Raw genomic sequence first — 22,917 nt, forward strand, 5'->3', positions numbered from 1 at the left:
CGCAATAAAAAAGCCCGCACAGGGCGGGCTTTTATAACTACGGCTATTTACTCACCTTCACCCGGGAACAGGAACGGGTTGATGGAGCTGCGGGCAAAGCCTTCCTGCTCCATGCGCGCGTCCAGCACCAGCGAGGCCAGATCGTCTGCCACCGGCTCGACGTTCGGGTCTTTTTCCTGATACAGAATTTTCAGGTAAGTACCGCAATCCCCGCAGGTTTCGGTTTTGATGGCCGACTGCTCGCTGTCCAGCGACCAGTAATGCAGATCGCGCGTTTGCTCGCAGTTGCTGCACTTCACGCGCACCACATGCCACTCGGTTTCACACAGGTTGCAGTGCAGATAACGCAGCCCCTGGGTGGTGCCGATATGTACCATGCTGGAAACCGGGATCGAGCCGCACACCGGGCAGAACTGGCGTTGTTCACCATATTCCGCGCGGGCTTTGCCGGGGATCAGGCTGGCCATCTGCGCCCAGTACAGTGATAACGCTGCCCAGATAAAGGGCGCTTTATCGCTGCTGACGGAGGCAAAATCCGTCGCAAAGAGCGCGCTGGCCATCGCCTCAAGCTCCTGGGACGAGGCTTTTTCCAGATTCTCTATCACCGCCAGCGCCGTACCGCTCATCTCCGGTTTCAGTTCGGCGATCAGCGAATGCAGCAGCTTATGCCAGTGCGTATCGCGCGGCAGGAGATGAATGTCCAGCGGCGGCTTGCCCTGGTCGTTGGCTTCTTTGATGCGGGCGGTGAGATCCATCTGTAACGGATGGTCGTACAACACCACTTCCTGCGCGTGGGCGATCAGCGCGGCAAAGCGCAGATAATCGCCAAGCGGATTGCTTTCCGCCAGTTGACGCAGCCGCTCAGCACGGCGGTTATAGAGATTTTTGAGCCTGGGGAAAAGCAGCGGCGGGATCATATCCGCCGCGCGTTTCTCGCTTTTTTCCAGCTCATCTTGCGGGATTATGCGAATACTCATTCAGGTGACTTATCCTCTTTCTGGCGGACTTCACGGTACCAGCGCGGGTGATGTTTCTTTGCCCACGTGCTGGTTACCCAGCCTTCCACCATCGCGGTTATGGTGCCTTTAACCCATAGGGCGGCGTAGATATGCACCATGATAACCACAATTAACCCTACTGCGGCAAATGAATGCAGCATTAAAGCAAATCGGATCACCGGAATGGAGAAGACCGGCGCGAAGTACGGACGCCAGATAATCACCCCGCTAACCAGCAGCAACACCAGTAAAATAATCGCCGCCCAGAACACGCATTTCTGGCCGAAATTATAACGCCCGGTATCGCCCACCTCATCGTTAACGATGATCTTGCGAATGTTTTTCGCCCAGAAAATATCGTCGCGATTGATAAGGTTATGGTGCCAGTAACGGAAAAACATGATGATAAAAGAGGCAAACATCACCACACCCACAAAGGGGTGCAGGATGCGCGCCAGCTGCGGCGTACCGAGAATATGCATCAGCCAGTTAAAGGACGGGAAGAAAAAGCCCAGCCCGCTCACCGACGCCAGCACGAAGCAGAAGGCGGTGACCCAGTGGTTAATGCGTTCCGGCGCGGTGTAGCGCACGATGGTGTCACGTTTTCTCATTTGCGCACCTCGTCTTTCTCTTCATGCAGATTGTCATCCTCTTCCTCTGCGCGGTTCGGACCGACACCGACGTAGTGGAAGATGCTGGCCGCGAAGGTTGCCGCAAAGCCGACAGCCGCGAGCGGTTTCCAGATGCCTTTCCAGAATTTCACCGTGGCGCTGATTTCCGGGTTCTCCGGCAGGCCATGGTAAAGATTCGGTTTATCAGCGTGGTGCAGAACGTACATTACGTGCGTACCGCCAACGCCTGCCGGATCGTACAGGCCTGCATTGTCGTAGCCGCGCGTTTTCAGCTCGGCCACACGCTCGCCCGCCAGGTTTTTCATATCCTCTTTAGAACCAAAGTGGATAGCGCCGGTCGGGCAGGTTTTCACGCACGCCGGCTCCTGGCCGACAGTCACGCGGTCCACGCACAGGGTGCATTTGTAGACGCGGTTGTCATCCGGGTTCATACGCGGTACGTCAAACGGACAGCCTGCAATGCAGTAGCCGCAGCCGATACACTGTTCCGACTGGAAATCGACGATGCCGTTGGCGTACTGAATGATCGCCCCTTCAGACGGGCAGGCTTTCAGACAGCCAGGATCGGCGCAGTGCATACAGCCGTCCTTACGGATCAGCCACTCCAGTTTGTCGTTTTGCTCCACTTCCGAGAAGCGCATCACCGTCCAGGATTTGGCGGTCAGATCCGCCGGGTTGTCATACACCCCGACGTTATGTCCCACTTCATCACGGATGTCGTTCCACTCCGAACAGGCCACCTGACAGGCTTTACAGCCGATGCAGGTGGTCACGTCGATGAGCTTCGCCACTTCCAGCTGGTGATCCCGCGCCTGAGGCGCAGGGGTGAAACCGTTAGTCGCGGAACGACGGATAATGTCTTGCGATTGATAAGCCATGGGTCGTCTCCGTTACACCTTTTCCACGTTCACCAGGAACGCCTTAAACTCCGGCGTTTGCGTGTTTGCATCACCGACAAACGGCGTCAGCGTGTTGGCGATAAAGCCTTTCTTCGCCACGCCCTGATAACCCCAGTGGATCGGGATGCCGATGGTGTCGACCTGCTGACCGTTCACGTTGAGTGTACGAATACGTTTCGTCACCACCGCTTTGGCTTTGATATAGCCACGGTTAGAAGAGACGCGTACGGTATCGCCCTGGGCGATGCCCAGCTTGCCCGCCAGTTTCTCGCCGATCTCCACGAACTGCTCCGGCTGCGCAATGGCGTTCAGCAACGCGTGCTTGGTCCAGTAGTGGAAATGCTCGGTCAGACGGTACGTGGTGCCGACATACGGGAACTTATCCGCTTTTCCTAACGCATCCGCGTCGCCTTTAAAGATACGGGCGGCCGGGTTAGAAATCACTTTTGGGTGCAGCGGGTTAGTGCCCAGCGGCGTTTCAAACGGCTCGTAGTGTTCCGGGAACGGACCTTCGGCCATTTTGTCCATCGCGAACAGACGGCCCACACCTTCCTGCAACATGATAAACGGGCCCACATCGCTGCCTGGCGGCGCGGTGTTGTAGTCCGGAATATCGGCCCCGACCCACTTGCCGTTGGCGTAAGACAACAGTTGGCGTTTCGGATCCCAGGGTTTACCCTGCGGGTCCGCGGAGGCGCGGTTATACAGGATGCGGCGGTTCAGCGGCCACGCCCATGCCCAGCCCAGCGTATTGCCGAGGCCCGATGGATCGGCGTTATCGCGGCGCGCCATCTGGTTGCCATCCGGCGTCCAGCTACCGGCGAAGATCCAGCAGCCGCTGGAGGTGGTGCCATCGTCACGCAGGTGCGCAAAGGAACTCAACTGGTTGCCTTTTTTCGCCAGCACATTGCCGGTGACCGGATCGATAATATCCGCCAGCGCTTTGCCGTTGCTTTCCATGGCCACTTCTTCCGCCGACGGGTTTTCCGGCGTCAGGTAGTTCCAGGACATGTTCAGCACCTGTTCCGGATTCGCCCCGCCTTCTGCGGCGTACATCTTGCGCAGACGCATGAAAATACCCGCCAGGATCTCGCCGTCATTCAGCGCTTCGCCGGGGGCGTCCGCGCCTTTCCAGTGCCATTGCAGCCAGCGGCCGGAGTTAACGATAGAGCCGTTTTCTTCCGCGAAACAGGTGGACGGCAGACGGAACACTTCGGTCTGGATGGTGGACGGATCAACATCGTTCTGCTCACCGTGGTTCTGCCAGAAGGTAGAGGTTTCGGTGTTCAGTGGATCGATAGTCACCAGGAATTTCAGTTTCGACAGCGACGCGATTACTTTGTTTTTATTCGGGAAAGAGGCGACCGGGTTAAAGCCCTGGCAAAGATAGCCGTTGACCTTGCCCTCGTTCATCATCTCGAAATATTGCAGAACGTCGTAGCCTTTATCCCACTTCGGCAGCCAGTCAAAGCCCCAGTTGTTCTCTGCCGTCGCTTTGTCGCCATAGAAGGCTTTCATCAGCGAGACGAAGAATTTCGGGTAGTTGCTCCAGTAGTTGACCTGATTTTCCAGCAGCGGTTTGGTGGTATTACCCGCCAGATAAGTTTGCAGATCGGCCTGTTTGTCATTCGGCAGCGTCATGTAACCCGGCAGGCTTTGCGTCAGCAGGCCGAGGTCGGTCAGACCCTGAATGTTGGAGTGGCCGCGCAGGGCGTTAACGCCGCCGCCTGCCATCCCCATGTTGCCGAGCAGCAGCTGGATCATCGCCATGGTACGAATGTTCTGCGCGCCGACGGAGTGTTGCGTCCAGCCGAGGGCATACAGGAAGGAGGCGGTCTTATCGTGCGCGCTGGTTTCCGCAATGTATTCGCAGACTTTCAGGAAGTCGGCTTTTGGCGTACCGCAGATGTTTTCAACCACGTCCGGCGTATAGCGGGAGACGTGTTTCTTCATCATGTTCCAAACGCAGCGCGGATGCGTCAGCGTGGTGTCGCGTTTCGCAAAGCCACGTTCATCCAGCTCGTAGTTCCAGGTCGCGCGGTCGTACTGGCGTTTTTCCGGGTCATAACCGGTAAACAGGCCATCCTCGAAGCCGAAATCTTCACGCACGATCAGGCTGGCGTTGGTATAGGCTTCGGTATATTCGCGGTTGTATTTTTCGTTGTTCAGCAGGTACAGGATCACGCCTGACAGGAAGGCAATGTCAGTACCGGGGCGGATCGGCGCATAGAAATCAGCGACCGAGGCCGTGCGCGTAAAGCGCGGATCAATCACAATCAGCTTCGCGCCGTTATGGATTTTGGCTTCCATCGCCCAGCGGAATCCCACCGGATGCGCTTCTGCCGCATTCCCACCCATCACCACGATGAGGTTGGCGTTCTTCATGTCGACCCAGTGGTTGGTCATCGCACCGCGACCAAATGTTGGAGCAAGACTTGCTACCGTTGGTCCGTGTCAGACACGCGCCTGGTTATCGACGGCTAACATGCCGAGTGCGCGGGTAAATTTCTGGGATAAATAGCCGGTTTCGTTGCTGGCGGCGGATGCGCAAAGCATACCGGTCGAGAGCCAACGGTTGACGGTGGTGCCTTCTGCGTTTTTCGCAATATAGTTGGCATCACGATCTTCTTTCATCAGCTTAGCGATGCGATCAAACGCCTCTTCCCAGCTGATACGCTGCCATTTATCAGAACCTGGTGCGCGATATTCCGGATATTTCAGGCGCGATTCGGAGTGGATAAAGTCCACCAGACCTGCGCCTTTCGGGCACAGTGCGCCGCGGTTTACCGGGTGATCCGGGTCGCCTTCGATATGGAAAATGGAAGCTTTCGCGTTTTTCGCGCCGTCGCCGAGGCTGTACATCAACAGCCCACAGCCGACAGAGCAATATGTGCAGGTGTTTCGGGTTTCGCGGGTGCGCAACAGTTTATACTGCCGCGTTTCCGCCAGCGCTACGCCAGGGGCAAAGCCCAGCGCTGCTGCCGTCGTGCCTGCCATACCGCCAGCGCAGATCTTAAAGAACTGCCTTCTGCTGACCTGCATGGTCACTCCTTCGTTATTTCGACATTTACTCACGTACTTATACTTTGCGGCACGCGCCGCAAAGGTTCAGAATTACGGGATCCCCTGTTTTGAGGCGGGGATTGCCGCAAGAATACCACATTGTAATTAGGCCTGTTCCGGCTTGGTTAACAATTAGTGAACAATTTGTGCCGTAAATTAAGAGGAAAATGTGACTGCTCTCATCGGATCACGATCCGTCGCGCTGTGGAAGCGTGAGGATTTGCATCATTCACAGCCTGACGTACTGGCAGAAGAGGTGCCTGTCGCGCTGGTATATAACGGCATCTCCCACGTGGTGATGATGGCCTCGCCCAAAGATCTGCCGCTGTTCGCCCTCGGCTTTTCGTTATCGGAAGGGATTATTGAGGCGCCGAACGAGATCTACGGCATGGACGTGGTGCCGGTCTGCAACGGTCTGGAAGTGCAAATCGAACTCTCCAGCCGTCGCTTTATGGGGCTGAAAGAGCGTCGTCGGGCGCTGGCCGGGCGCACCGGCTGCGGCGTGTGCGGCGTGGAGCAGCTCAATGACATCGGCAAGCCGGTCGCGCCGCTGCCCTTTACCCAGACCTTTGATCTTGCCCTGCTGGATGACGCCCTGCGCCATCTCACCGATTTCCAGCCGGTGGGCAAACTGACCGGCTGTACCCATGCGGCGGCCTGGCTGCTGCCGTCCGGGGAACTGGCGGGCGGGCATGAAGATGTGGGACGGCATGTGGCGCTGGACAAACTGCTCGGGCGTCGGGCGCAGGAAGGTGAAGCCTGGCGGCCGGGCGCGGCGCTGGTTTCCAGTCGTGCCAGCTATGAAATGGTGCAGAAATCCGCCATGTGTGGCATTGAGATCCTCTTTGCCGTCTCCGCGGCGACCACGCTGGCGGTTGAGGTCGCGGAGCGCTGCAATCTGACGCTGGTGGGATTTTGCAAGCCGGGCAGGGCGACGATTTACACCCATCCGCAGCGCCTGAAAGGCCTCTGAAAAGAACGTCAAAAATTTTGAAGTTTATCGGCAAATCCTTCCGCTATTCGTTGGGGATAAACAGGTCTAGTATTTATCACATCAAGGCGAGACGCCTTATTCCAACAAATTAACCTGAAGGATAGTCATCATGAAAAACATCAAAACTTTAGTTGCAGTTGCCGCTCTTACCGCTTCTTTCGGTGCTTTCGCTGCCCAGTCAGTGACCGCCACCGCCACCACGCTGTCCGGTGCAGAAGCGCAAATCGCGGCTAAAGCGCAACAGGCTGGCGCATCGTCTTACAAAATTACCGAAGCTTACACCGGTAACCAGATCCACATGACCGCCGAACTGAATAAATAAGTCCCAAAGCTGCTGTCCCTGCTCTGCTGAGCGGGGACGGGCTTCCCGCCCCGTATTACGCCTGCATCAACGCCATAAACTCCTCATAACCCGCTAATGCCGCGATCCGCTGTGCCGGATAACGATGCATCACGCTTGCCAGAAAACTAAAAATTTTCAGCTCCTGTCGCGCCGTTGCGCTCGCATAGGCAATCAGCATATGCGCCACCGGCTCGTGATTAATGATGACCGGATGGGCCAGCGTAATAAAATAGCCGCAAAAAGCCGCCCGATGCTCGCTCCAGCAGTGGGGAACGGCAAGCTGATTGACGATCAAATTCTCGCCCTCCTGCTCACGTTCACACAGCCGCACCGCTTCATCTTCGCTTATGCGCGCCGCCGCCCTGAGCCGCCCGCATACCGCCTGCATGATCGCGCTCCAGCTTTGCGACGGCGTATTCACATAATGAAAACTGCCCTGCGACGGAAACAGCCGGTTGAGGTTCTGGCGGATGAACGCCGTTTCCACCACGTCTTTTATTTGCGCGATGCCCGCAGGCCCGATCATGTTTTTGAGGGTCAGACAGTTTTTGAGGCTGTCGTCAGGGCGAAAATGGCTGTTGTTGATAATGCACACCGGCGACAGGCTGTGCAGCAGCTCGTCTGCTTCACTCAGGCTGCGGGCGATCACCACCCGGCAGTTCAGCACCTCGCGCTCGATGGCCATCTTGTTGATGGTGGCGATGGCGTTCTGATCGGATAACAGGACCAGTGGCTGGCGTTCGGTCTGGTTGCGCTCCAGGCTACAGGCAAAATAGAGGCCGATGAGATCGCTGTCGAACACCGTCACGTCCAGCTGTTCGCGCAGCAGGGCGATAAAGCGGATGCTCATATCAAAGGCGGCGGGCCAGGCGGCTTTGAGCGTGTTAAGGCTGCTCTGGCGGCTTTCCGTCAACCACACCGGCGTGGCGGCGCAGCGAATTAAATGTCCGGTCAGATTGTCAATCAGCGTGGCGTCGATAATGGCGGGCGGATGGTTATCGCGCACCTGCTCGAGTAACGCTGCGATGCGCTGCGGGGTCACTTTACTGGCGCGGGATTGCAGCGTATCCAGAATAGCCGTCAGGGTTTGCAGCGCAGGCAGGTGCAGCGACAGCCCCATAGCGTTGACAGAGGCGGCGAGCGCATCGCTGACGCCGACGGGCGGCGGGGCGTCGAGCCGGTGGCGCAGGGCATACACCGCCAGAATTATGCCGGAGAGATAATCGCGGGGAATATCAGGGTACGCCGCCAGCGCCACCGCGTCGCCCGCAGTGGAAAAGCGGCCATGCAGCGCCAGCAGAGCGGGATCTTTTTTCAGCAGGCTGGCGAGAATTAGCACCCGCTTCATTTCCGGCTCCGCAATAAAATAGCCCGCGCCGGGACGTGCGGCGATGGTAAAGCGCTTTTCACAGCGCTGTTTCAGACGCGCCAGCTTATCGCCGATCCAGGTTTCCGGCAGGTTCAGCGTCTCCGCCAGCTGGCGGCGGGTGGTAAAGGCGTTAAGCAACAGCACCGCCAGCAGACGATCGTCGTTGTCGTGGCGCTGCAACAGCCGGAAATAGCTGGCGCGATCGAAAATCTCCAGCTGCCAGGTGGCGTTACCGGTGGTGACGATGCGTGCCCTGCCGCTGAGGGTCAGGTTGAGGTAATCCACATCGCGTAACAGGGTGCGCGTCGACACGCCTGCCCGCCGCGCCAGTTCCGCCAGCGTCAGCGGCTGGTTTTCCAGATGTTCCAGCACGGCAAGCTGGCGTTCGTTGAGCATCGGGCGTTCTCAGTGAAAATCCGCCAGCGCGCGGACGGTTTCGGCATTCAGCGATAACAGCAGCTCGCGCACCAGCGTCAGCGTGGCGGCGTAATCCCGCGCGGATATCATGCCGCTGGTGGCATGCAGATAACGTGTCGGCAGACAGAGCGCCACCACGGGCCGCCCGCCGCCCATCACGTTATAGCGCCCGCCGTCCGTCGCTCCGGTTTTCATGGTGCAACACTGTAGCGGCGTATTGCTGCGCATCGCGCTCGCCTTTACCGTCTGCACCAGTTTCTGGTTCGGAAAATAGCGCTTATCGAACAGCATCATCGCCGGGCCATCCCCCAGCCGCAGCGGGTATTTTATGCTGTCGATCCCTGGCACATCTCCCGCCACGGCGGTATCCAGAACGATCACCACATCCGGTTTGATGCATTCAGCCGAGGTTTGCGCCCCGCGCAGGCCGACTTCTTCTTCGACGCTGCCGACGCCGTACAGCGTGATGTCCGGGTTATCCACGCCGGTCAGCAGCTCCGCCATCAATGCGCAGCCCGCGCGGTTATCCAGCGCTTTGCCGACGATTTTGTCCTCGCCCCAGCGGGCGAAATTCGCTTCCGGGCAGATAAAATCGCCGATGGCGATGCCACGGCTTTTTACTTCGTCGCCGCTTTCCGCCCCGATATCAATAAACATCTCATCAAAGGTCAGCGGCTGCTGCTTTTGCTTTTCAGAGAGCGCATGGGGGGCGACGGAGCCGATTACGCCGGGGATTTTCTCGCCATGGCGGGTACGGATAGTAACGCGATGATTGAGCATCGACTGGCTCCACCAGCTGCCGATAGTGTCGAAGCGGATAAATCCCTGTTCGCTGATATGCGTCACCATAAAGCCGACTTCATCCATATGGCCGACCACCGCCACCTTCGGGCCGCGCGTGCCTTTGCGGGCAATAAAACTGCCCAGCCCGTCGAAGGTGATTTCATCGACGTGGGGCGTCAGCGCGGCGATCAGCAGCTGGCGGACTTCCTGCTCGTCGCCGCTGACGGCGCTGGCTTCGCACAGGCTTTTCAGTAATTCAGTGTTCACGGGCAACCTCCTGTCGCGCGGCTTTACGTTTCAGCCACAATCCTTTTAATAAAATAATCAGTACGATATTCATCATCAACCCGCATCCCAGCACCAGATAAAAGGAGCCCGCCGGGGACATCAGGCCAATCAGCGGATCAAACACCCCAAGCCCCGGCGCGAGGCGTTGCAGCCCGAAGCCGATCACCAGCATGCCGGTAATGCCGCCGGACAGCGTATTGGCGGTGATCATCGGCAGCGGCGCGGCCAGCGCATAGGGAATGGCCGGTTCCGTGGCAACAGTCGCGCCCACCACAATGGCGCTGCTGGCGGCGGCTTTCTCCTGCGCGGTAAACAGTTTTGGCGCGAGATAAGTGGCAATGCCCGCCGCGACGGGCGGCATTAGCGCCACCACGCCGACAATGGCGTACCAGTCATAAATATGTTTTTCCAGCAGCGAAAAGCAGAAGAACCACGCGGTTTTGTTGATCGGCCCGCCCATGTCGAACGCCAGCATCGCGCCCACCAGAAAGGCCGCGCCAAGTTTCATCGATGGCGGAATGGTATTCAGGAAATGCAGCAGTCCGCCCATGATGTCGGACATCACCGGGCCGACCACGTAATAGGTCAGCACGCCGAAAACCAGCAGCGTGATGAAAGGGATAAGCATTGAGCCGAGCAGCGGCTGTAACGCCTTGCCGAGCTTAACTTTGCGGAACCACAGTACGAAATAGCCTATCGCCAGCCCCAGCACCACCGCGCCGAGAAAACCCGCGCCGGACTGCGTGCCCAGCAGGCCTTTATCATTCGCCAGATAGCAGACCAGAAACGCGGGGGCGAAGGCGGGTTTGTCGGCGATAGAGGCGGCGATATAGGCCCCCATCACCGGGATCATAAAGGTAAAGCCCAGATAGCCGATGGATTCCACCACCCAGGTAAAAGAGGGCGCGCCTTTCGCCATATCGGTATAGGGCAGCCCCATCTGCACCAGCATATTGGCGATGGCGACCAGAATACCGCCGCCGATCACAAAGGGCAGCGCGGCAGAAACACCCGCCATCAGGTGGCTCATCACGCTGCCCTGCTGCACCTCCTGTTTGCCGAGCTTAACGCTGCTATCCGCTTCGAAAAGCTGCGATTGCGCCGGTAAGTCGGTAAAGATCTGGTCGATATTTTTCAGCGCCTGCGAAATCGGGATCTGATACACCCGCTTGCCCGCAAAACGGGCGCGATCGTCGGCGCTCAGGCCGCGTCCGGTGGCAAGAATGACGTAATCCGCCGCACGAATAGCCTCATCGCTGAGACGGTTTTCCACGCCGCTGGCACCCTGAGTTTCAACCTGCATACTATGGCCAAGGGCGCGGGCTTTCTGCTCCAGCGCTTCCGCCACCATGTATGTATGCGCAATCCCGGCAGGGCAGTTGGTGATCGCCACCAGGCGTAACGATGTCTCCATGGAAGGCTCCTTATTCACCCAGAGTCTGATTAAGCAGCGTGAGGATCTGGCTGCTGTCGCCCTGTTTGAGCTGTGCGATAAAATCCGCGTGAATGAGTTTGCGGCACAGGGTGCCGATCATTTTCACCTGATCCTCTTCCCCAGCCTGCGGCACGCCGAGGCAAATCCAGCAGTTTACGGGTTCGTCATCGCTGGCCTGCCAGTCGACGCCCTGCGCTTTGCGGGCAAAGAGCACGAAAGGCCGCGTGACGCAGGCGCTTTTGCCGTGCGGCACTGCAATGCCCGCGCCAAAGCCCGTGGAGTGCATTTTTTCGCGCAGCAGCAGGGTTTGTAAAAAGGCGTTGCGATCGGTGATAACTCCCTGTTTTTCGGCCATATCCGCCAGCGCTTTCAGCACCGAATAGGCGCTGTTGCCGCTGATGTTGAGGTTGATGCAGTCTGCGGTGAGGTACGCCATCTTTTCACTCCGTTGATCTCGTTCACCTGATTGTAAGGGGCCGCGGGCAGGGCGCTGAGCGGAGATATGTCCGCCGGGCATGACATATTTCATGCAGCAAAAAGGTAAATTTGCGGGAAGGGGCACAGTTTATTTATCCGTTCGCTGATCACAGAGATTATTAATTTCCCGAATAGTTACTGCTTCCTTTAATTAGCCCGACCATATTAAAAATAAATAATTGCCGGAGCAGTCTGATAAATAACTTAGTATTTATTTAGCTGTCATATGAGTTATCGCCGGGCAGTATTGCAATTTTACGGCTTATGTTATCCCGCTCACGATCCTTATATTGTAAGCGTTTACATCAGCATGGTGCGGGCATACTATTTTTCGCGCCTGTATTGATAATATTACGGAACGGGAATGGTGGTAGGTATATTCATTAATTCTATGCTTCGTTTTAATCAATAAATAAAAAATATTATTCATCGCAAATATCCATTACCTCACGGCGTTGCTTATTACAGCAACACCGAACTCTACTTTATTTCAAGGAATGCAAATAATGAAGAAAACACTCCTGGCAGTGGCGATAGGGTTAAGTATGGTTGCGGGTTCGGGCTGGGCAAAAACCAGCACCAGCAGTATTGAAGTGCGTTTACAGCAGCTTGAAGAACGTCTGGCGGCAGCGGAAAACCGCGCGGCGGCGGCAGAAAGCCAGGTGCAGCAATTAAAAACGCAGCAGGCGGCGGAAATTAACGAACTTAAAGCGGCGCAGGGCAACACGCCGGTAAACGGCCAACAACCGGCGGAGGATCTGAAAAACAATACCGCCACGCCGAACCTGGTGCTGTCCGGCTATGGCGATATCAAAGTTTACGGCGACGTGGAATTCAACATGGATGCCGAAAGTAAACATGGCCTGGTGGCGATGACCAATGCCAACGTCAACGATCCCACCAATGAACAATGGGACCTGAATGGCCGTATTCTGGTGGGTTTTGACGGCATGCGGAAAATGGATAACGGCTATTTCGCCGGTTTCTCCGCCCAGCCGCTGGCAGATATGACCGGCTCCATGGATCTTGATGACGCCGTTTTCTTCTTTGGTCAGGAAAATGACTGGCAAGTGAAGGTCGGGCGCTTCGAAGCCTTTGATATGTTCCCGCTGAACCAGGATACCTTTGTTGAGCATTCCGGCAACACCGCCAACGACCTCTACGACGACACCAGCGGCTACATCTATATGATGAAAGAGGGCCGCGGGCGTTCCGATGCAGGCGGTAACTTTATGATGAGCAAGCAGATCGACAACTGGTATTTCGAGCTGAACACGCTGCTGGAAGATGGCACCTCGCTGTATAACGATGATGGTGACGGCAGGCTCTATCATGGCCGTGAAATGGAACAGCAGAAAAACGTCGCCTATCTGCGCCCGGTAATTGCCTGGTCGCAGGATGAACTTACCTTTGCGGCGGCCGTGGAAACCAACGTGGTGAATAACGCCTACGGTTACACTAATAGCCAGGGTGAATTTGTCGATCAGTCTGACCGCACCGGTTACGGCCTGCGCATGGCCTGGGACGGGCTGAAAACCGATCCGGAAAACGGCGTGGTGGTGAACCTGACCAGCGCCTACATGGACGCCACGGATGAACAGGACTTCAGCGCCGGGATCAACGCCCTGTGGAAACGCTTCGAGCTGGGTTATGTCTATGCCCATAACAAAATCACCGATTATGACGGCGTGATCGGCGACGATGACAACTTCGTCCTTGATGAAGGCACTTACGATATTCACACCATTTTTGCTTCTTATCAGATCCCGAACGTGATGAATATGAAGAACTTTAATATCTATCTGGGGACCTACTACTCCATTCTCGACAGCGACACGGTGGATAACAGCAGCAATAACGACGACGATCGTTACGGCGCGCGCGTGCGCTTCAAATACTATTTCTGAGTTGTCGTAAGCCAGAAAATGCCTGCCTTCATCCGCAGGCATTTTTTTGCGCTTATTTTGAGGCTGGACGCCCTGATAAGGTTGCGGGACACTAGCGGCATTCTTCAGCCTCTGACACGGAAAATTATGTCGTTAAAAGCTATCGCCAAAGAACTGGGCCTGTCGGTGACCACCGTCAGCCGCGCCCTGAACGGTTATGACGATGTTTCGCAGGAAACGCGCGCCCGCGTGGAGGCTGAAGCGCAACGCCGGGGGTATCGTCCCAATACCTTCGCCCGCCGCCTGAAAATGGGCAAAATTGACGCCGTCGGGCTGGTATTTCCGGTGCATCCCGTACCGCTTAATAACAGTGTTTTCATGGATATGGTGGGGGAGATCAGCCATGAACTGGCGCAGCATGAAATCGACCTGCTGCTGATTGCCGATGACGATCTGGCGGACAAGCACAGCTATATGCGCATGGTGCAGAGTCGCCGCGTGGACGCGCTGATTGTCGCCCACACGCTGGATAACGACCCGCGTCTGGAGCAGTTGCAGGCGGCGCGTTTCCCTTTTCTGGCGCTGGGCCGCAGCCAGCTCTCCGAGCCTTACGCCTGGTTTGATTTCGATAATCATGCCGGGACCTGGCGCGCCACCCGCCATCTGATTGACCAGGGTCACCAGCGTATTGCGCTGCTGGGGGAAAATAACACCCAGGCTTTTATCACCCAGCGGCGTAACGGCTATCTCAACGCGCTCAATGAAAGCGGTCTCTCCCGTGAATGGCTGCGCGTCATGCCGCCGTCGCGCCGGGCAGGCTATAACGCCACGCGCGAACTGCTGGCGCTGCCGCAGCCGCCCACTGCCATTATCACCGACTGCAACACCCACGGCGACGGCGCGGCGATGGCGCTGGCGCAGGCCGGGCGCTTAACCGGCGACAACCGTGTCGCGCTGATCGTCTACGACGGGCTGCCTGCCGACAGCATTGTCGACCTGGACGTGGCGGCGGTGATCCAGTCCACCCGCCAGGGCGTGGGCCGTCAGATCGCCGGAATGGTACGGCGGCTGATTGCCGGTGACGATCTCGCCACATTACAGGTACTGTGGCAGCCGGAATTCCGTCCGGGCGTCACCGCCTGACTCACCTTTCTTTACGGTAAATTCCCACGCCGATCACAAATCCGAATCGTTTTGGTTGGCATCCGAAACGTTTCGGATCAACGATGACATCATCAATACTCAGGAGATGATGCATGGAAACGTCGATTTTACGCCTGCAAAGCGCCACCGTGGATGTGGTAATCAAAACCCGTCCGTTCGCCGAAATTCTTTACTGGGGCATGCATCTTGCCGACTTTTCGCCGCAGGATGCTGCCAGTCTTGAACGTCCGGTCGCCAATGGAAAACTGGACGTCGACGCTCCGATCACGCTGATGGCGGAGCCGGGCCATGGCCTCTTCGGTTCGCCGGGCATTGAAGGCCACCGCAATGGGCTTGACGGTTCCCCGGTGTTTACCACCACGCAGGTCGAACAGCACGACCAGACGCTGATCATCACCAGCGAAGACGCGCAGGCTGGCCTGCAACTGCGCAGCGAAATTGCCCTGTCGGCCAGCGGCGTGCTGAAAATTCGCCACGGGCTGACCAATAATCGCGCGGGAAACTGGCAGGTGGATCGCCTGGCGGTGACATTGCCGGTAGCCGGGCATGCGCAGGAGGTGATGGCGTTCCATGGTCGCTGGATCCGCGAATTTCAGCCGCACCGCACCACGCTCACACACGACAGCTTTGTGCTGGAAAGCCGCCGCGGGCGCAGCTCCCACGAACATTTCCCGGCGCTGATTGCCGGCAGCCAGGCCTTCAGCGAAATGCAGGGCGAGGTGTGGGGCGCGCATCTCGGCTGGAGCGGCAACCACCGTATGCGCTGCGAAGTGAAAACTGACGGCCGCCGCTATTTGCAGGCGGAGGCGCTCTATCTGCCGGGAGAAATGGCGCTCGCCGAAGGCGATACCCTGTGGACGCCGTGGTTGTACGCCAGCTATTCAGCGGCCGGGCTGAATGGTATGAGCCAGCAATATCATCATTTCCTGCGCGGGGAGCTGATCCGCTTTCCGCAGGAGAAGCCGCGTCCGGTGCACCTCAACACCTGGGAAGGCATCTATTTCAACCACTCCCCGGCCTATATCATGCAGATGGCGGACGAAGCGGCGGCGCTTGGCGTTGAGCGGTTTATTATTGATGACGGCTGGTTCAAAGGCCGCAATGACGACCGCGCGGCGCTGGGGGACTGGTATCTCGACGAGCAAAAATACCCCGATGGCCTGAAGCCGGTTATCGACCATGTCAAAAATCTCGGCATGGAGTTCGGCATCTGGATCGAGCCGGAAATGATCAACCCCAATGCCGATCTCTATCGCGCCCATCCGGAGTGGGTACTGGCAATGCCGGGCTACCCGCAGGCCACCGGCCGCCATCAACTGGTGCTGAACCTGAATATTCCGCAAGCTTTTGATTATCTGCTGGAACGCATGAGCTGGCTGCTGGGCGAGCATGATATCGACTATGTGAAGTGGGACATGAACCGCGAGCTGGTGCAGCCTGCGCATCAGGGCAAAGCCGCCGCCGATGCGCAAACCCGCCAGTATTATCGACTGTTCGATGCCCTGCGCAGTCGCTTCCCGCACGTGGAATTTGAGTCCTGCGCCTCCGGTGGTGGGCGTATTGATTATGAAGTGCTGACCCGCTGCCACCGTTTCTGGCCCTCCGACAACAACGATGCGCTGGAGCGTAATACTATTCAGCGCGGCATGAGCTACTTCTTCCCGCCGGAAGTGATGGGTGCGCACATCGGCAATCGTCACTGTCATGCCACCTTCCGCCAGCACAGCATTGCTTTCCGCGGTCTGACGGCGCTGTTCGGGCACATGGGGCTGGAGCTGGATCCGGTGAGCGCCGGTGAAGAGGAGCGCGCAGGCTATCGCCATTACGCCGCGCTCTATAAGCAGTGGCGGGGGCTGATTCATTCCGGCAACCAGTGGAGGGTGGATATGCCGGACGCCACGACTCAGGTGGTGGGCGTGGTCTGTCAGGATCAGCAGCAAGGGCTGTTTCTGGTCAGCCAGCTGGCGATGCCGGATTACAGCCTGATGATGCCGTTGCGGGTGCCGGGTCTGGATAGCGGCGCGCGTTATCGCGTCAGGCTGCTGGACGATCCCAATATTCAGCTGACCGGGGCGGGCGGCCATACCATGCGCAAACTCCCGGCGTGGATGACAACAGAGCAAACCGTCAGCGGCGAATGGCTGAAGGTGGCGGGGCTGGCCTTACCGGTGCTGGATCCGGAAAGCGCCATTCTGATTGGTTTCGAACGCGTATGATCATGCAGGGCCGCCACGCGGCCCGTAGCTGAGGGATTAACATGAAGACCACCGACTGTACCCATAAAAACAACCCTAATTTCTGGATTTTTGGCCTGTTCGTCTTCCTCTACTTTTTCATTATGGCGACCTGCTTTCCGTTTTTGCCCATCTGGTTGTCCGACATTATCGGCCTGACCAAAACAGAAACCGGCATCGTCTTCTCCTGCGTCTCGCTGTTTGCCATCGCTTTTCAGCCGGTGCTGGGGGTGATCTCCGATAAGCTCGGCCTGAAGAAAAACCTGCTGTGGGTGATTTCGGTACTGCTGTTTTTATTCGCCCCCTTTTTCCTCTACGTCTTCGCGCCGCTGCTGAAAACCAATATCTGGCTGGGGGCGCTGAGCGGCGGGATCTACATCGGCTTTGTGTTCTCCGCCGGGTCTGGTGCGATTGAAGCCTATGTGGAGCGCGTCAGCCGTAACAGTCATTTTGAGTACGGCAAAGCGCGGATGTTTGGCTGCCTCGGCTGGGGCCTGTGCGCCTCGACGGCGGGGATGCTGTTCAGCGTCAATCCGGAATGGGTATTCTGGATGGGTTCGGCGGCGGCCCTGATGCTGATGCTGTTACTGCTTATCGCCCGACCGCAGCAAAACCAGACCGCGCAGGTGATGAATGCGCTGGGGGCCAACCAGCCGCAAATCAGCGCGAAAATGGTCTTCAGCCTGTTCCGCCAGCGCAAAATGTGGATGTTTATCCTCTATGTGATTGGCGTCGCCTGCGTGTATGACGTGTTCGACCAGCAGTTTGCCACCTTCTTTAAGTCTTTCTTCGCCACGCCGCAGGCGGGCACCCAGGCCTTCGGTTTTGCGACCACTGCCGGGGAAATGTGCAACGCCATCATCATGTTCTGCTCGCCGTGGATCATTAACCGCATTGGCGCGAAAAACACCCTGCTGATTGCCGGGGCGATCATGACCACGCGTATTATCGGCTCGGCCTTCGCCACCACCGTGGTGGAAGTGATCGCGCTGAAAATGCTGCACGCGCTGGAAGTACCTTTCCTGCTGGTAGGCGCATTCAAATACATCACCGGCGTGTTCGACACCCGTCTGTCCGCCACCATCTATCTGATTGGCTTTAACTTTGCCAAACAGATGGCGGCGATTTTCCTGTCGGCTTTTGCGGGAAATATGTATGACCGTATTGGCTTCCAGGACACCTATTTGATCCTCGGCAGCATCGTGCTGGTGGTGACGCTTCTCTCCGCCTTTACGCTGACCGGCAAACCGATGTTTGGCCGCATGGCGGGCAGCGTCGCTGAGCGATGAGCGAATGCACGGCGTTAAAAACGGAATTTAACGCCGTGGACTGTGTGAAGAATCACATTCGCGTTTAATTCGCTGACCTATACTCCGCTGATATTTTAACGGAGGCAGATGTCAGTGATTAATATTCAGCGGCTATTTCAATGCATGTTAACAGGGCTATTTTGCGATAGCGCTGTTCGTGCGTGGCTGAGTAAAATTTGCTGGTTTACTTCTGTTCCTTCCCTTGAAAAAGACGATGCGATTATTCATGACGCGCTGGATGAAAATACCGCCATCGGCTGGGCGCAATTATGGTCCAGCGCCGGAAAACTCTGCCCGTCACTTTATCGTCCCGCCGCGCCGTTAATAAAAGTTTTATATCACGCCGGATACGCCACCCGTCTGCACAGCCGTAAACGCGACGAGCTGGCCTTCCTGTTCCGTATTTCCAGCCTGCGCCAGCTGATGGCCTGTCATCACGCCAGCGGCGCGTCAGACGACGCCGCGTTCCGGTTAATGGTTTCCCCGCAAAGCACAATGCGCGCCTTCGCCATTGTGCTTTTTTTATTGCCTGAATCCGACCCTGTAAGGAGTTTCTATGTTTATTGTTTGCGTCGCCGCCTGTCCGACAGGCATCGCTCATACCTATATGGCAGCAGAAGCGCTGGAGCTTACCGGGCGTCAGCGCGGCCATGAAATCAAAGTCGAAACCCAGGGCAGCCTGGGAATTGAAAATGACATCACCGCAGACGACCTGGCGCGGGCGGATGGCGTGATCATCGCCGCCGATGTCGCCATCAGCGGCAAAGAACGCTTCGACGGCATGATCAAGCTGGAGTGCAGCGTCTCCGATCCGATCAAGTTTGGCGATGCGGTATTTGAAGCGCTGGAGCAGGAGCACGCCCATGGCTAAGTTCAACGGAGGAAGCGGCCCGTCGGCGGGCACGGAAATCAAAAACGCCATTATGACCGGCGTGTCCTGGATGCTGCCGTTTGTCATCGCCGGAGCGGTGATCATGGGCATCGCACGTATCGGCGCGTCTATGTACGGCATTGATAATATCTGGGATGCCAGCCATGGCGAGGCGGCAAGCGTGGTGGTGCAACTGCTGCATAAGTTTGACGGGTTCGGCGGCATGGCGTTATCGCTGATGCTGCCGGTGGTGGCGGGCTACATCAGTTTTGCGATTGCCAATAAGCCGGGGCTGGCTCCCGGCATGGTCGGCGGCCTGCTTGCCAGTAATCTGGGCACCGGCTTCCTGGGGGCGCTGGCGGCGGGCTTTGTCGCAGGCTACATCGTGCGCGCCCTGACCACCTGGGTGCGTTTACCCAAAGCCTTAGCCTCCGCCGGGCCTATATTTATCCTGCCGGTGGGCGGCACGCTGCTCACCTGTTTAGTGATGGCGTTTATCATCGGCACGCCGCTGGCGGCGCTCAATCACGGCATGGAGAACTGGCTGCTGGCGATGTCCGGCGCGAACAAAATTATCCTCGCGGCAGTGGTCGGCGGCATGGTCGGCTTCGATCTCGGCGGGCCGGTCAACAAAGCGGCGGTGACCACGGCGATGGCGCTGCTGGCCTCGGGCATTTACGATCCCAATACCGCAGCCCAGGTGGCGATTATCGTGCCGCCTATTGGCCTTGGCGTCGCCACGCTGCTGTGGGCGAAGCGCTTCCCGGCGTCCCTGCGCGAGGCCGGAAAAGCTTCAACGCTGATGGGGCTGATCGGCGTTTCCGAAGGCGCGATCCCCTTTGCGCTCGCCAATCCCAAAATCATCATCATTAACGTGCTCGGCTCCGCCACCAGCGCGGCAATGGCCGTCGGACTGGGGGCGGTCAACCATGCGCCGATCTCCGGCTTTTATGGCTGGCTGGCGGTGAGTCACTGGCCGGTATACGTGCTGTCGATTGCCACCGGCTCGGCCATTATCGCCGTCGGCTCGTTGCTGGTCTTTCGCAGTGAAAACGAACCGGAAAATAAACCCGTCGCCGCCGCGCCGAAATTTAAAGCCGGTCGCTGAGGCCGTCCCAACTATAAGGAGAAGGCACGCCTGATGAAGACCGTACATTTAATTCAGCACACCCACTGGGATCGCGAATGGTATTTCACCGAGAACGACTCGCGCATGGTGCTCTATTACTTTATGCATGATTTGCTTAACCGCCTGGAGCAGGACAACACTCTGGGCCCCTTTGTGCTGGACGGGCAAACGGTGGTGCTGGAGGACTATCTGCGCGTCGCCCCCGAACAGCGCGACCGGCTACAGTCGCTGATCCGCCAGGGACGTATTCTCATCGGCCCGTGGTATACGCAGACGGATTTTCTGGTGGTGGGCGCTGAATCCATCACGCGTAATCTGCTGCTGGGCAAAGCCGACTGCGAGGCGTGGGGATGCAGCGCTATGCCGGTGGGCTACGTGCCGGACTCCTTCGGCCAGAGCGCGCAGCTGCCGCTGTTTTTGCGGGAATTCGCCATCGACGCGGCGGTGATCTGGCGCGGCTGGTGCGAGCACGATGTCGCCAGCAGCGAATTCAGTTGGGTGGCGCAGGGCGGCAGCCGCGTCACCACGGCGGTGCTGCCGTGGGGGTACGGCTGCGCCAAATGGCTGCCGGACGACGCGGAACAGGCGGGGCGCGTGCTGCCCGCCATCCTCGAAAAACAGGCGCGCTTTTCGCTCACCGACGCGCTGTTGCTGCCGAACGGTAACGATCAGTCGCCTTTTGAATACGCCGTACCGGCGATGCTGGATCGGCTCAACGACTGCCAGCAGGAGTACCGCTTTATTCGCAGCAGCTTCAGCGATTTTTTTGCCGCGCTGCGCGAGGGTGAAAAACCGCTGCCCGAATTCCGGGGCGAGCTGCTCAGCCCGAAATATATGCGTATCCATCGCGGTATTTTTTCCACGCGTATGGACATCAAGCTGCTCAATGCCCGGCTGGAGCAGTTCGTCAGCCAGACGCTGGAGCCGCTGCTGGCGGTGAACAGACAGCTTGGGCTACCTTATCCGCAACAGGCGCTGGAGACGATCTGGCGCGAGGCGATGAAATCCCACGCCCATGACAGCATTGGCGGCTGTAATGCCGATCGCGTCAACAGCATGGTGAAAGCGCGGTTAACAGACGGGCTGGAAAGCGCGCAGCAGCTGTTTGACCTGAACATGAAAATGCTCGCCGAAGGCATCACCGCCCGGCAGGACGGCAAAAAAATCATCCTCTTTAATCCGCTGCCCCACGTCCGGGATGCGCAGGTCACGCTGACCTTGTACACCCCGCATGAGGATTTTCGCATCGTGGAGGAAGACGGCACCGTCTGCCGCTGGCAACTGCTGCGGGACACCCCACAGGACATGTCGATCATCGTGCAGGAACTGGCGAACAGCACCACCACCACCTGGTATCGTAAATGCGAGATTGTGCTGGCGGCACAGGCGTTACCCGCCTGCGGCTATCGCACGCTCTGTTTACAGGAGGGCCAGCCCGCGGGCTTTGAACACGCTGGTGAAACCATCAGCGCGCTGGAAAACCCCTGGCTGCGGCTGGAGATCGACGGTGACCAGCTGACGCTTATCGATAAACGCAGCCAACAGCGTTACCCGCAGGTGCTGCGGCTGGTGGACGGCGGCGACGCCGGGGATAACTACAACTATTCGCCGCCCTCGCAGGACTGGCGCGTCACCAGCGACGGCTGTTTGCAGGCGGCGCACGGCGAGCGCGGGGCGCTGAACGATACCCTGACGCTGCGCTGGCAGATCCCGGCGCCTGCCGATGCCACATCACGCGCGGCGCAGCAGTGCAATGCTACGCTGGCGGTGACGATGACGGTCTCGCTGCCCCATGACGCCCCCTGGCTTGACGTCAACGTTGAGGTTAACAACACCCTGCGCGATCACCGCTTACAGGTGGAAATCCCGGTGGGCATTGCACAGGCATTTCATTTTGCCGATCAGCCCTTTGGCCTGATCGAACGGGAAAACCGGCCCGCCGCGCTGCAACGCTGGCAGGCGGAAAACTGGACCGAAGCGCCCGCGTCGCTGTGGCCAGTGCAAAGCCTGGCGATGCTGCATCATGAAACCCGCGGGCTGGCGGTGGTGACGGCGGGGCTACGGGAATATGAACTCCCGGCGGAACAGACCGGCGTGATTGCCCTCACGCTGTTTCGCAGCGTCGGCTGGCTTGGACTGCCGGATCTCCCCTGGCGGCCAGGGCGCGCGTCGGGCATGGTGCTGCCGTCGCCGGACTCACAAATTCAGGGAATGCTGCGCTTTAATTTTGCCGTGCTGCCGATGGCGCAGGGGCAGAGTGACGAATTCTGGCGCACGGTGGAGCACTGGCGCACCCCGGCCAGCGGCTATCTGGATTCGGGCTGGTCACGTTTTCGCACCAATCCCCACGGCATCCGCTTTCCCGCCCATTACAGCCTGCTTACCTGGGACAGCGCTCTGCACTTCAGCACGCTGAAAAAAGCGCAGCGCGGCGAGGCGCTGGTGTTACGCGGCTGGAATCCGGGCCTGCGGCCGCTTCCGGATAGCGCGCCTGACGCGGCAGGCGACTGGCAAAAAATTACCCTGGCAGAAACCCCGGCGCAGCCTGGCGATGGCAGCGTACCGCCCGGCACGCCTGTCAGCTGGCGGCTTGATTTTCGTCCGGAGGATATATGAAAAGGCTAA

Annotated in this window: 17 protein-coding genes; 9 read left to right on the forward strand and 8 right to left on the reverse strand. The window is 58.1% G+C overall.

The window, feature by feature from the left end:
* Positions 1-47 precede the first annotated feature (47 nt).
* From fdhE to fdnG, 4 genes are read right to left on the reverse strand one after another with little or no spacing between them, the layout of a single operon-like run.
* Positions 48-977 carry a formate dehydrogenase accessory protein FdhE gene (gene fdhE, locus QRD42_RS05160; RefSeq protein ID WP_321988325.1) on the reverse strand — a complete coding sequence of 310 codons (930 nt, stop codon included), beginning with the start codon at positions 975-977 and terminating at the stop codon, positions 48-50.
* Positions 974-1,609: a formate dehydrogenase cytochrome b556 subunit gene (gene fdoI / locus QRD42_RS05165; protein ID WP_072571384.1), complete on the reverse strand. Its 636-nt coding sequence runs from the start codon at positions 1,607-1,609 to the stop codon at positions 974-976. Before fdoI ends, fdhE begins: the two co-directional genes overlap by 4 nt.
* Positions 1,606-2,508: a formate dehydrogenase subunit beta gene (gene fdxH / locus QRD42_RS05170; protein ID WP_088222180.1), complete on the reverse strand. Its 903-nt coding sequence runs from the start codon at positions 2,506-2,508 to the stop codon at positions 1,606-1,608. The genes fdoI and fdxH overlap by 4 nt, the downstream gene beginning before the upstream one ends.
* Positions 2,509-2,520: 12 nt before the next feature.
* The gene (fdnG, locus tag QRD42_RS05175; RefSeq protein WP_318364344.1) at positions 2,521-5,571 is read right to left on the reverse strand and encodes a formate dehydrogenase-N subunit alpha; all 3,051 of its coding nucleotides are present in this window, start codon (positions 5,569-5,571) and stop codon (positions 2,521-2,523) included.
* A gap of 190 nt (positions 5,572-5,761) precedes the next feature.
* On the opposite strand from fdnG, the gene fdhD reads away from it, so the two are divergent.
* Entirely contained in the window at positions 5,762-6,565 is an 804-nt protein-coding gene (fdhD, locus tag QRD42_RS05180; protein ID WP_072571380.1) for a formate dehydrogenase accessory sulfurtransferase FdhD, read from the forward strand.
* Between the two features lie 130 nt (positions 6,566-6,695).
* Positions 6,696-6,908: a YdgH/BhsA/McbA-like domain containing protein gene (locus QRD42_RS05185; protein ID WP_072571379.1), complete on the forward strand. Its 213-nt coding sequence runs from the start codon at positions 6,696-6,698 to the stop codon at positions 6,906-6,908.
* A gap of 55 nt (positions 6,909-6,963) precedes the next feature.
* On the opposite strand, the gene QRD42_RS05190 is transcribed toward QRD42_RS05185, so the two are convergent.
* The 4 genes from QRD42_RS05190 to QRD42_RS05205 are packed head-to-tail and all read right to left on the reverse strand — an operon-like array spanning position 6,964 to position 11,657.
* On the reverse strand, positions 6,964-8,694 hold the full coding sequence (locus QRD42_RS05190) for a putative frv operon regulatory protein (protein ID WP_321988326.1): 1,731 nt from the start codon (positions 8,692-8,694) through the stop codon (positions 6,964-6,966).
* A gap of 9 nt (positions 8,695-8,703) precedes the next feature.
* On the reverse strand, positions 8,704-9,765 hold the full coding sequence (locus QRD42_RS05195) for an aminopeptidase (protein WP_321988327.1): 1,062 nt from the start codon (positions 9,763-9,765) through the stop codon (positions 8,704-8,706).
* Positions 9,755-11,200, reverse strand: coding sequence for a PTS fructose-like transporter subunit IIBC (locus QRD42_RS05200; protein ID WP_321988328.1), 1,446 nt, complete (start codon positions 11,198-11,200; stop codon positions 9,755-9,757). The genes QRD42_RS05195 and QRD42_RS05200 overlap by 11 nt, the downstream gene beginning before the upstream one ends.
* A gap of 10 nt (positions 11,201-11,210) precedes the next feature.
* Positions 11,211-11,657, reverse strand: a complete 447-nt coding sequence (locus QRD42_RS05205) for a PTS fructose transporter subunit IIA (RefSeq protein ID WP_321988329.1) — start codon at positions 11,655-11,657, stop codon at positions 11,211-11,213.
* Between the two features lie 547 nt (positions 11,658-12,204).
* Here QRD42_RS05205 and QRD42_RS05210 point away from each other — a divergent pair.
* The 7 genes from QRD42_RS05210 (at position 12,205) to QRD42_RS05240 (ending at position 22,908) form a co-directional block, all read left to right on the forward strand.
* Positions 12,205-13,605, forward strand: a complete 1,401-nt coding sequence (locus tag QRD42_RS05210) for a carbohydrate porin (RefSeq protein WP_321988330.1) — start codon at positions 12,205-12,207, stop codon at positions 13,603-13,605.
* A gap of 126 nt (positions 13,606-13,731) precedes the next feature.
* Entirely contained in the window at positions 13,732-14,727 is a 996-nt protein-coding gene (locus QRD42_RS05215; protein WP_072571373.1) for a LacI family DNA-binding transcriptional regulator, read from the forward strand.
* Between the two features lie 113 nt (positions 14,728-14,840).
* Positions 14,841-16,964, forward strand: a complete 2,124-nt coding sequence (locus QRD42_RS05220; RefSeq protein ID WP_321988332.1) for an alpha-galactosidase — start codon at positions 14,841-14,843, stop codon at positions 16,962-16,964.
* A gap of 41 nt (positions 16,965-17,005) precedes the next feature.
* Positions 17,006-18,271, forward strand: coding sequence for an MFS transporter (locus tag QRD42_RS05225; RefSeq protein ID WP_318364352.1), 1,266 nt, complete (start codon positions 17,006-17,008; stop codon positions 18,269-18,271).
* A 577-nt stretch (positions 18,272-18,848) separates the two neighbouring features.
* Entirely contained in the window at positions 18,849-19,163 is a 315-nt protein-coding gene (locus QRD42_RS05230) for a PTS fructose transporter subunit IIB (RefSeq protein ID WP_088222167.1), read from the forward strand.
* Positions 19,156-20,271: a PTS fructose transporter subunit IIC gene (locus QRD42_RS05235; protein ID WP_072571368.1), complete on the forward strand. Its 1,116-nt coding sequence runs from the start codon at positions 19,156-19,158 to the stop codon at positions 20,269-20,271. The genes QRD42_RS05230 and QRD42_RS05235 overlap by 8 nt, the downstream gene beginning before the upstream one ends.
* 33 nt (positions 20,272-20,304) lie before the next feature.
* On the forward strand, positions 20,305-22,908 hold the full coding sequence (locus QRD42_RS05240) for a glycoside hydrolase family 38 C-terminal domain-containing protein (RefSeq protein WP_321988334.1): 2,604 nt from the start codon (positions 20,305-20,307) through the stop codon (positions 22,906-22,908).
* Positions 22,909-22,917: the final 9 nt, after the last annotated feature.

The organism is Enterobacter sp. PGRG2 (genome assembly GCF_030291195.1).
Taxonomy (GTDB): Bacteria; Pseudomonadota; Gammaproteobacteria; order Enterobacterales; family Enterobacteriaceae; genus Enterobacter_D.

Bases quoted from the DNA above. Each gene is read 5' to 3' on its own strand.
- fdhE (WP_321988325.1), bottom strand. From the start codon at position 977: ATGAGTATTCGCATAATCCCGCAAGATGAGCTGGAAAAAAGCGAGAAA.
- fdoI (WP_072571384.1), bottom strand. From the start codon at position 1,609: ATGAGAAAACGTGACACCATCGTGCGCTACACCGCGCCGGAACGCATT.
- fdxH (WP_088222180.1), bottom strand. From the start codon at position 2,508: ATGGCTTATCAATCGCAAGACATTATCCGTCGTTCCGCGACTAACGGT.
- QRD42_RS05185 (WP_072571379.1), top strand. From the start codon at position 6,696: ATGAAAAACATCAAAACTTTAGTTGCAGTTGCCGCTCTTACCGCTTCT.
- QRD42_RS05190 (WP_321988326.1), bottom strand. From the start codon at position 8,694: ATGCTCAACGAACGCCAGCTTGCCGTGCTGGAACATCTGGAAAACCAG.
- QRD42_RS05200 (WP_321988328.1), bottom strand. From the start codon at position 11,200: ATGGAGACATCGTTACGCCTGGTGGCGATCACCAACTGCCCTGCCGGG.
- QRD42_RS05205 (WP_321988329.1), bottom strand. From the start codon at position 11,657: ATGGCGTACCTCACCGCAGACTGCATCAACCTCAACATCAGCGGCAAC.
- QRD42_RS05210 (WP_321988330.1), top strand. From the start codon at position 12,205: ATGAAGAAAACACTCCTGGCAGTGGCGATAGGGTTAAGTATGGTTGCG.
- QRD42_RS05215 (WP_072571373.1), top strand. From the start codon at position 13,732: ATGTCGTTAAAAGCTATCGCCAAAGAACTGGGCCTGTCGGTGACCACC.
- QRD42_RS05220 (WP_321988332.1), top strand. From the start codon at position 14,841: ATGGAAACGTCGATTTTACGCCTGCAAAGCGCCACCGTGGATGTGGTA.
- QRD42_RS05225 (WP_318364352.1), top strand. From the start codon at position 17,006: ATGAAGACCACCGACTGTACCCATAAAAACAACCCTAATTTCTGGATT.
- QRD42_RS05230 (WP_088222167.1), top strand. From the start codon at position 18,849: ATGTTTATTGTTTGCGTCGCCGCCTGTCCGACAGGCATCGCTCATACC.
- QRD42_RS05235 (WP_072571368.1), top strand. From the start codon at position 19,156: ATGGCTAAGTTCAACGGAGGAAGCGGCCCGTCGGCGGGCACGGAAATC.
- QRD42_RS05240 (WP_321988334.1), top strand. From the start codon at position 20,305: ATGAAGACCGTACATTTAATTCAGCACACCCACTGGGATCGCGAATGG.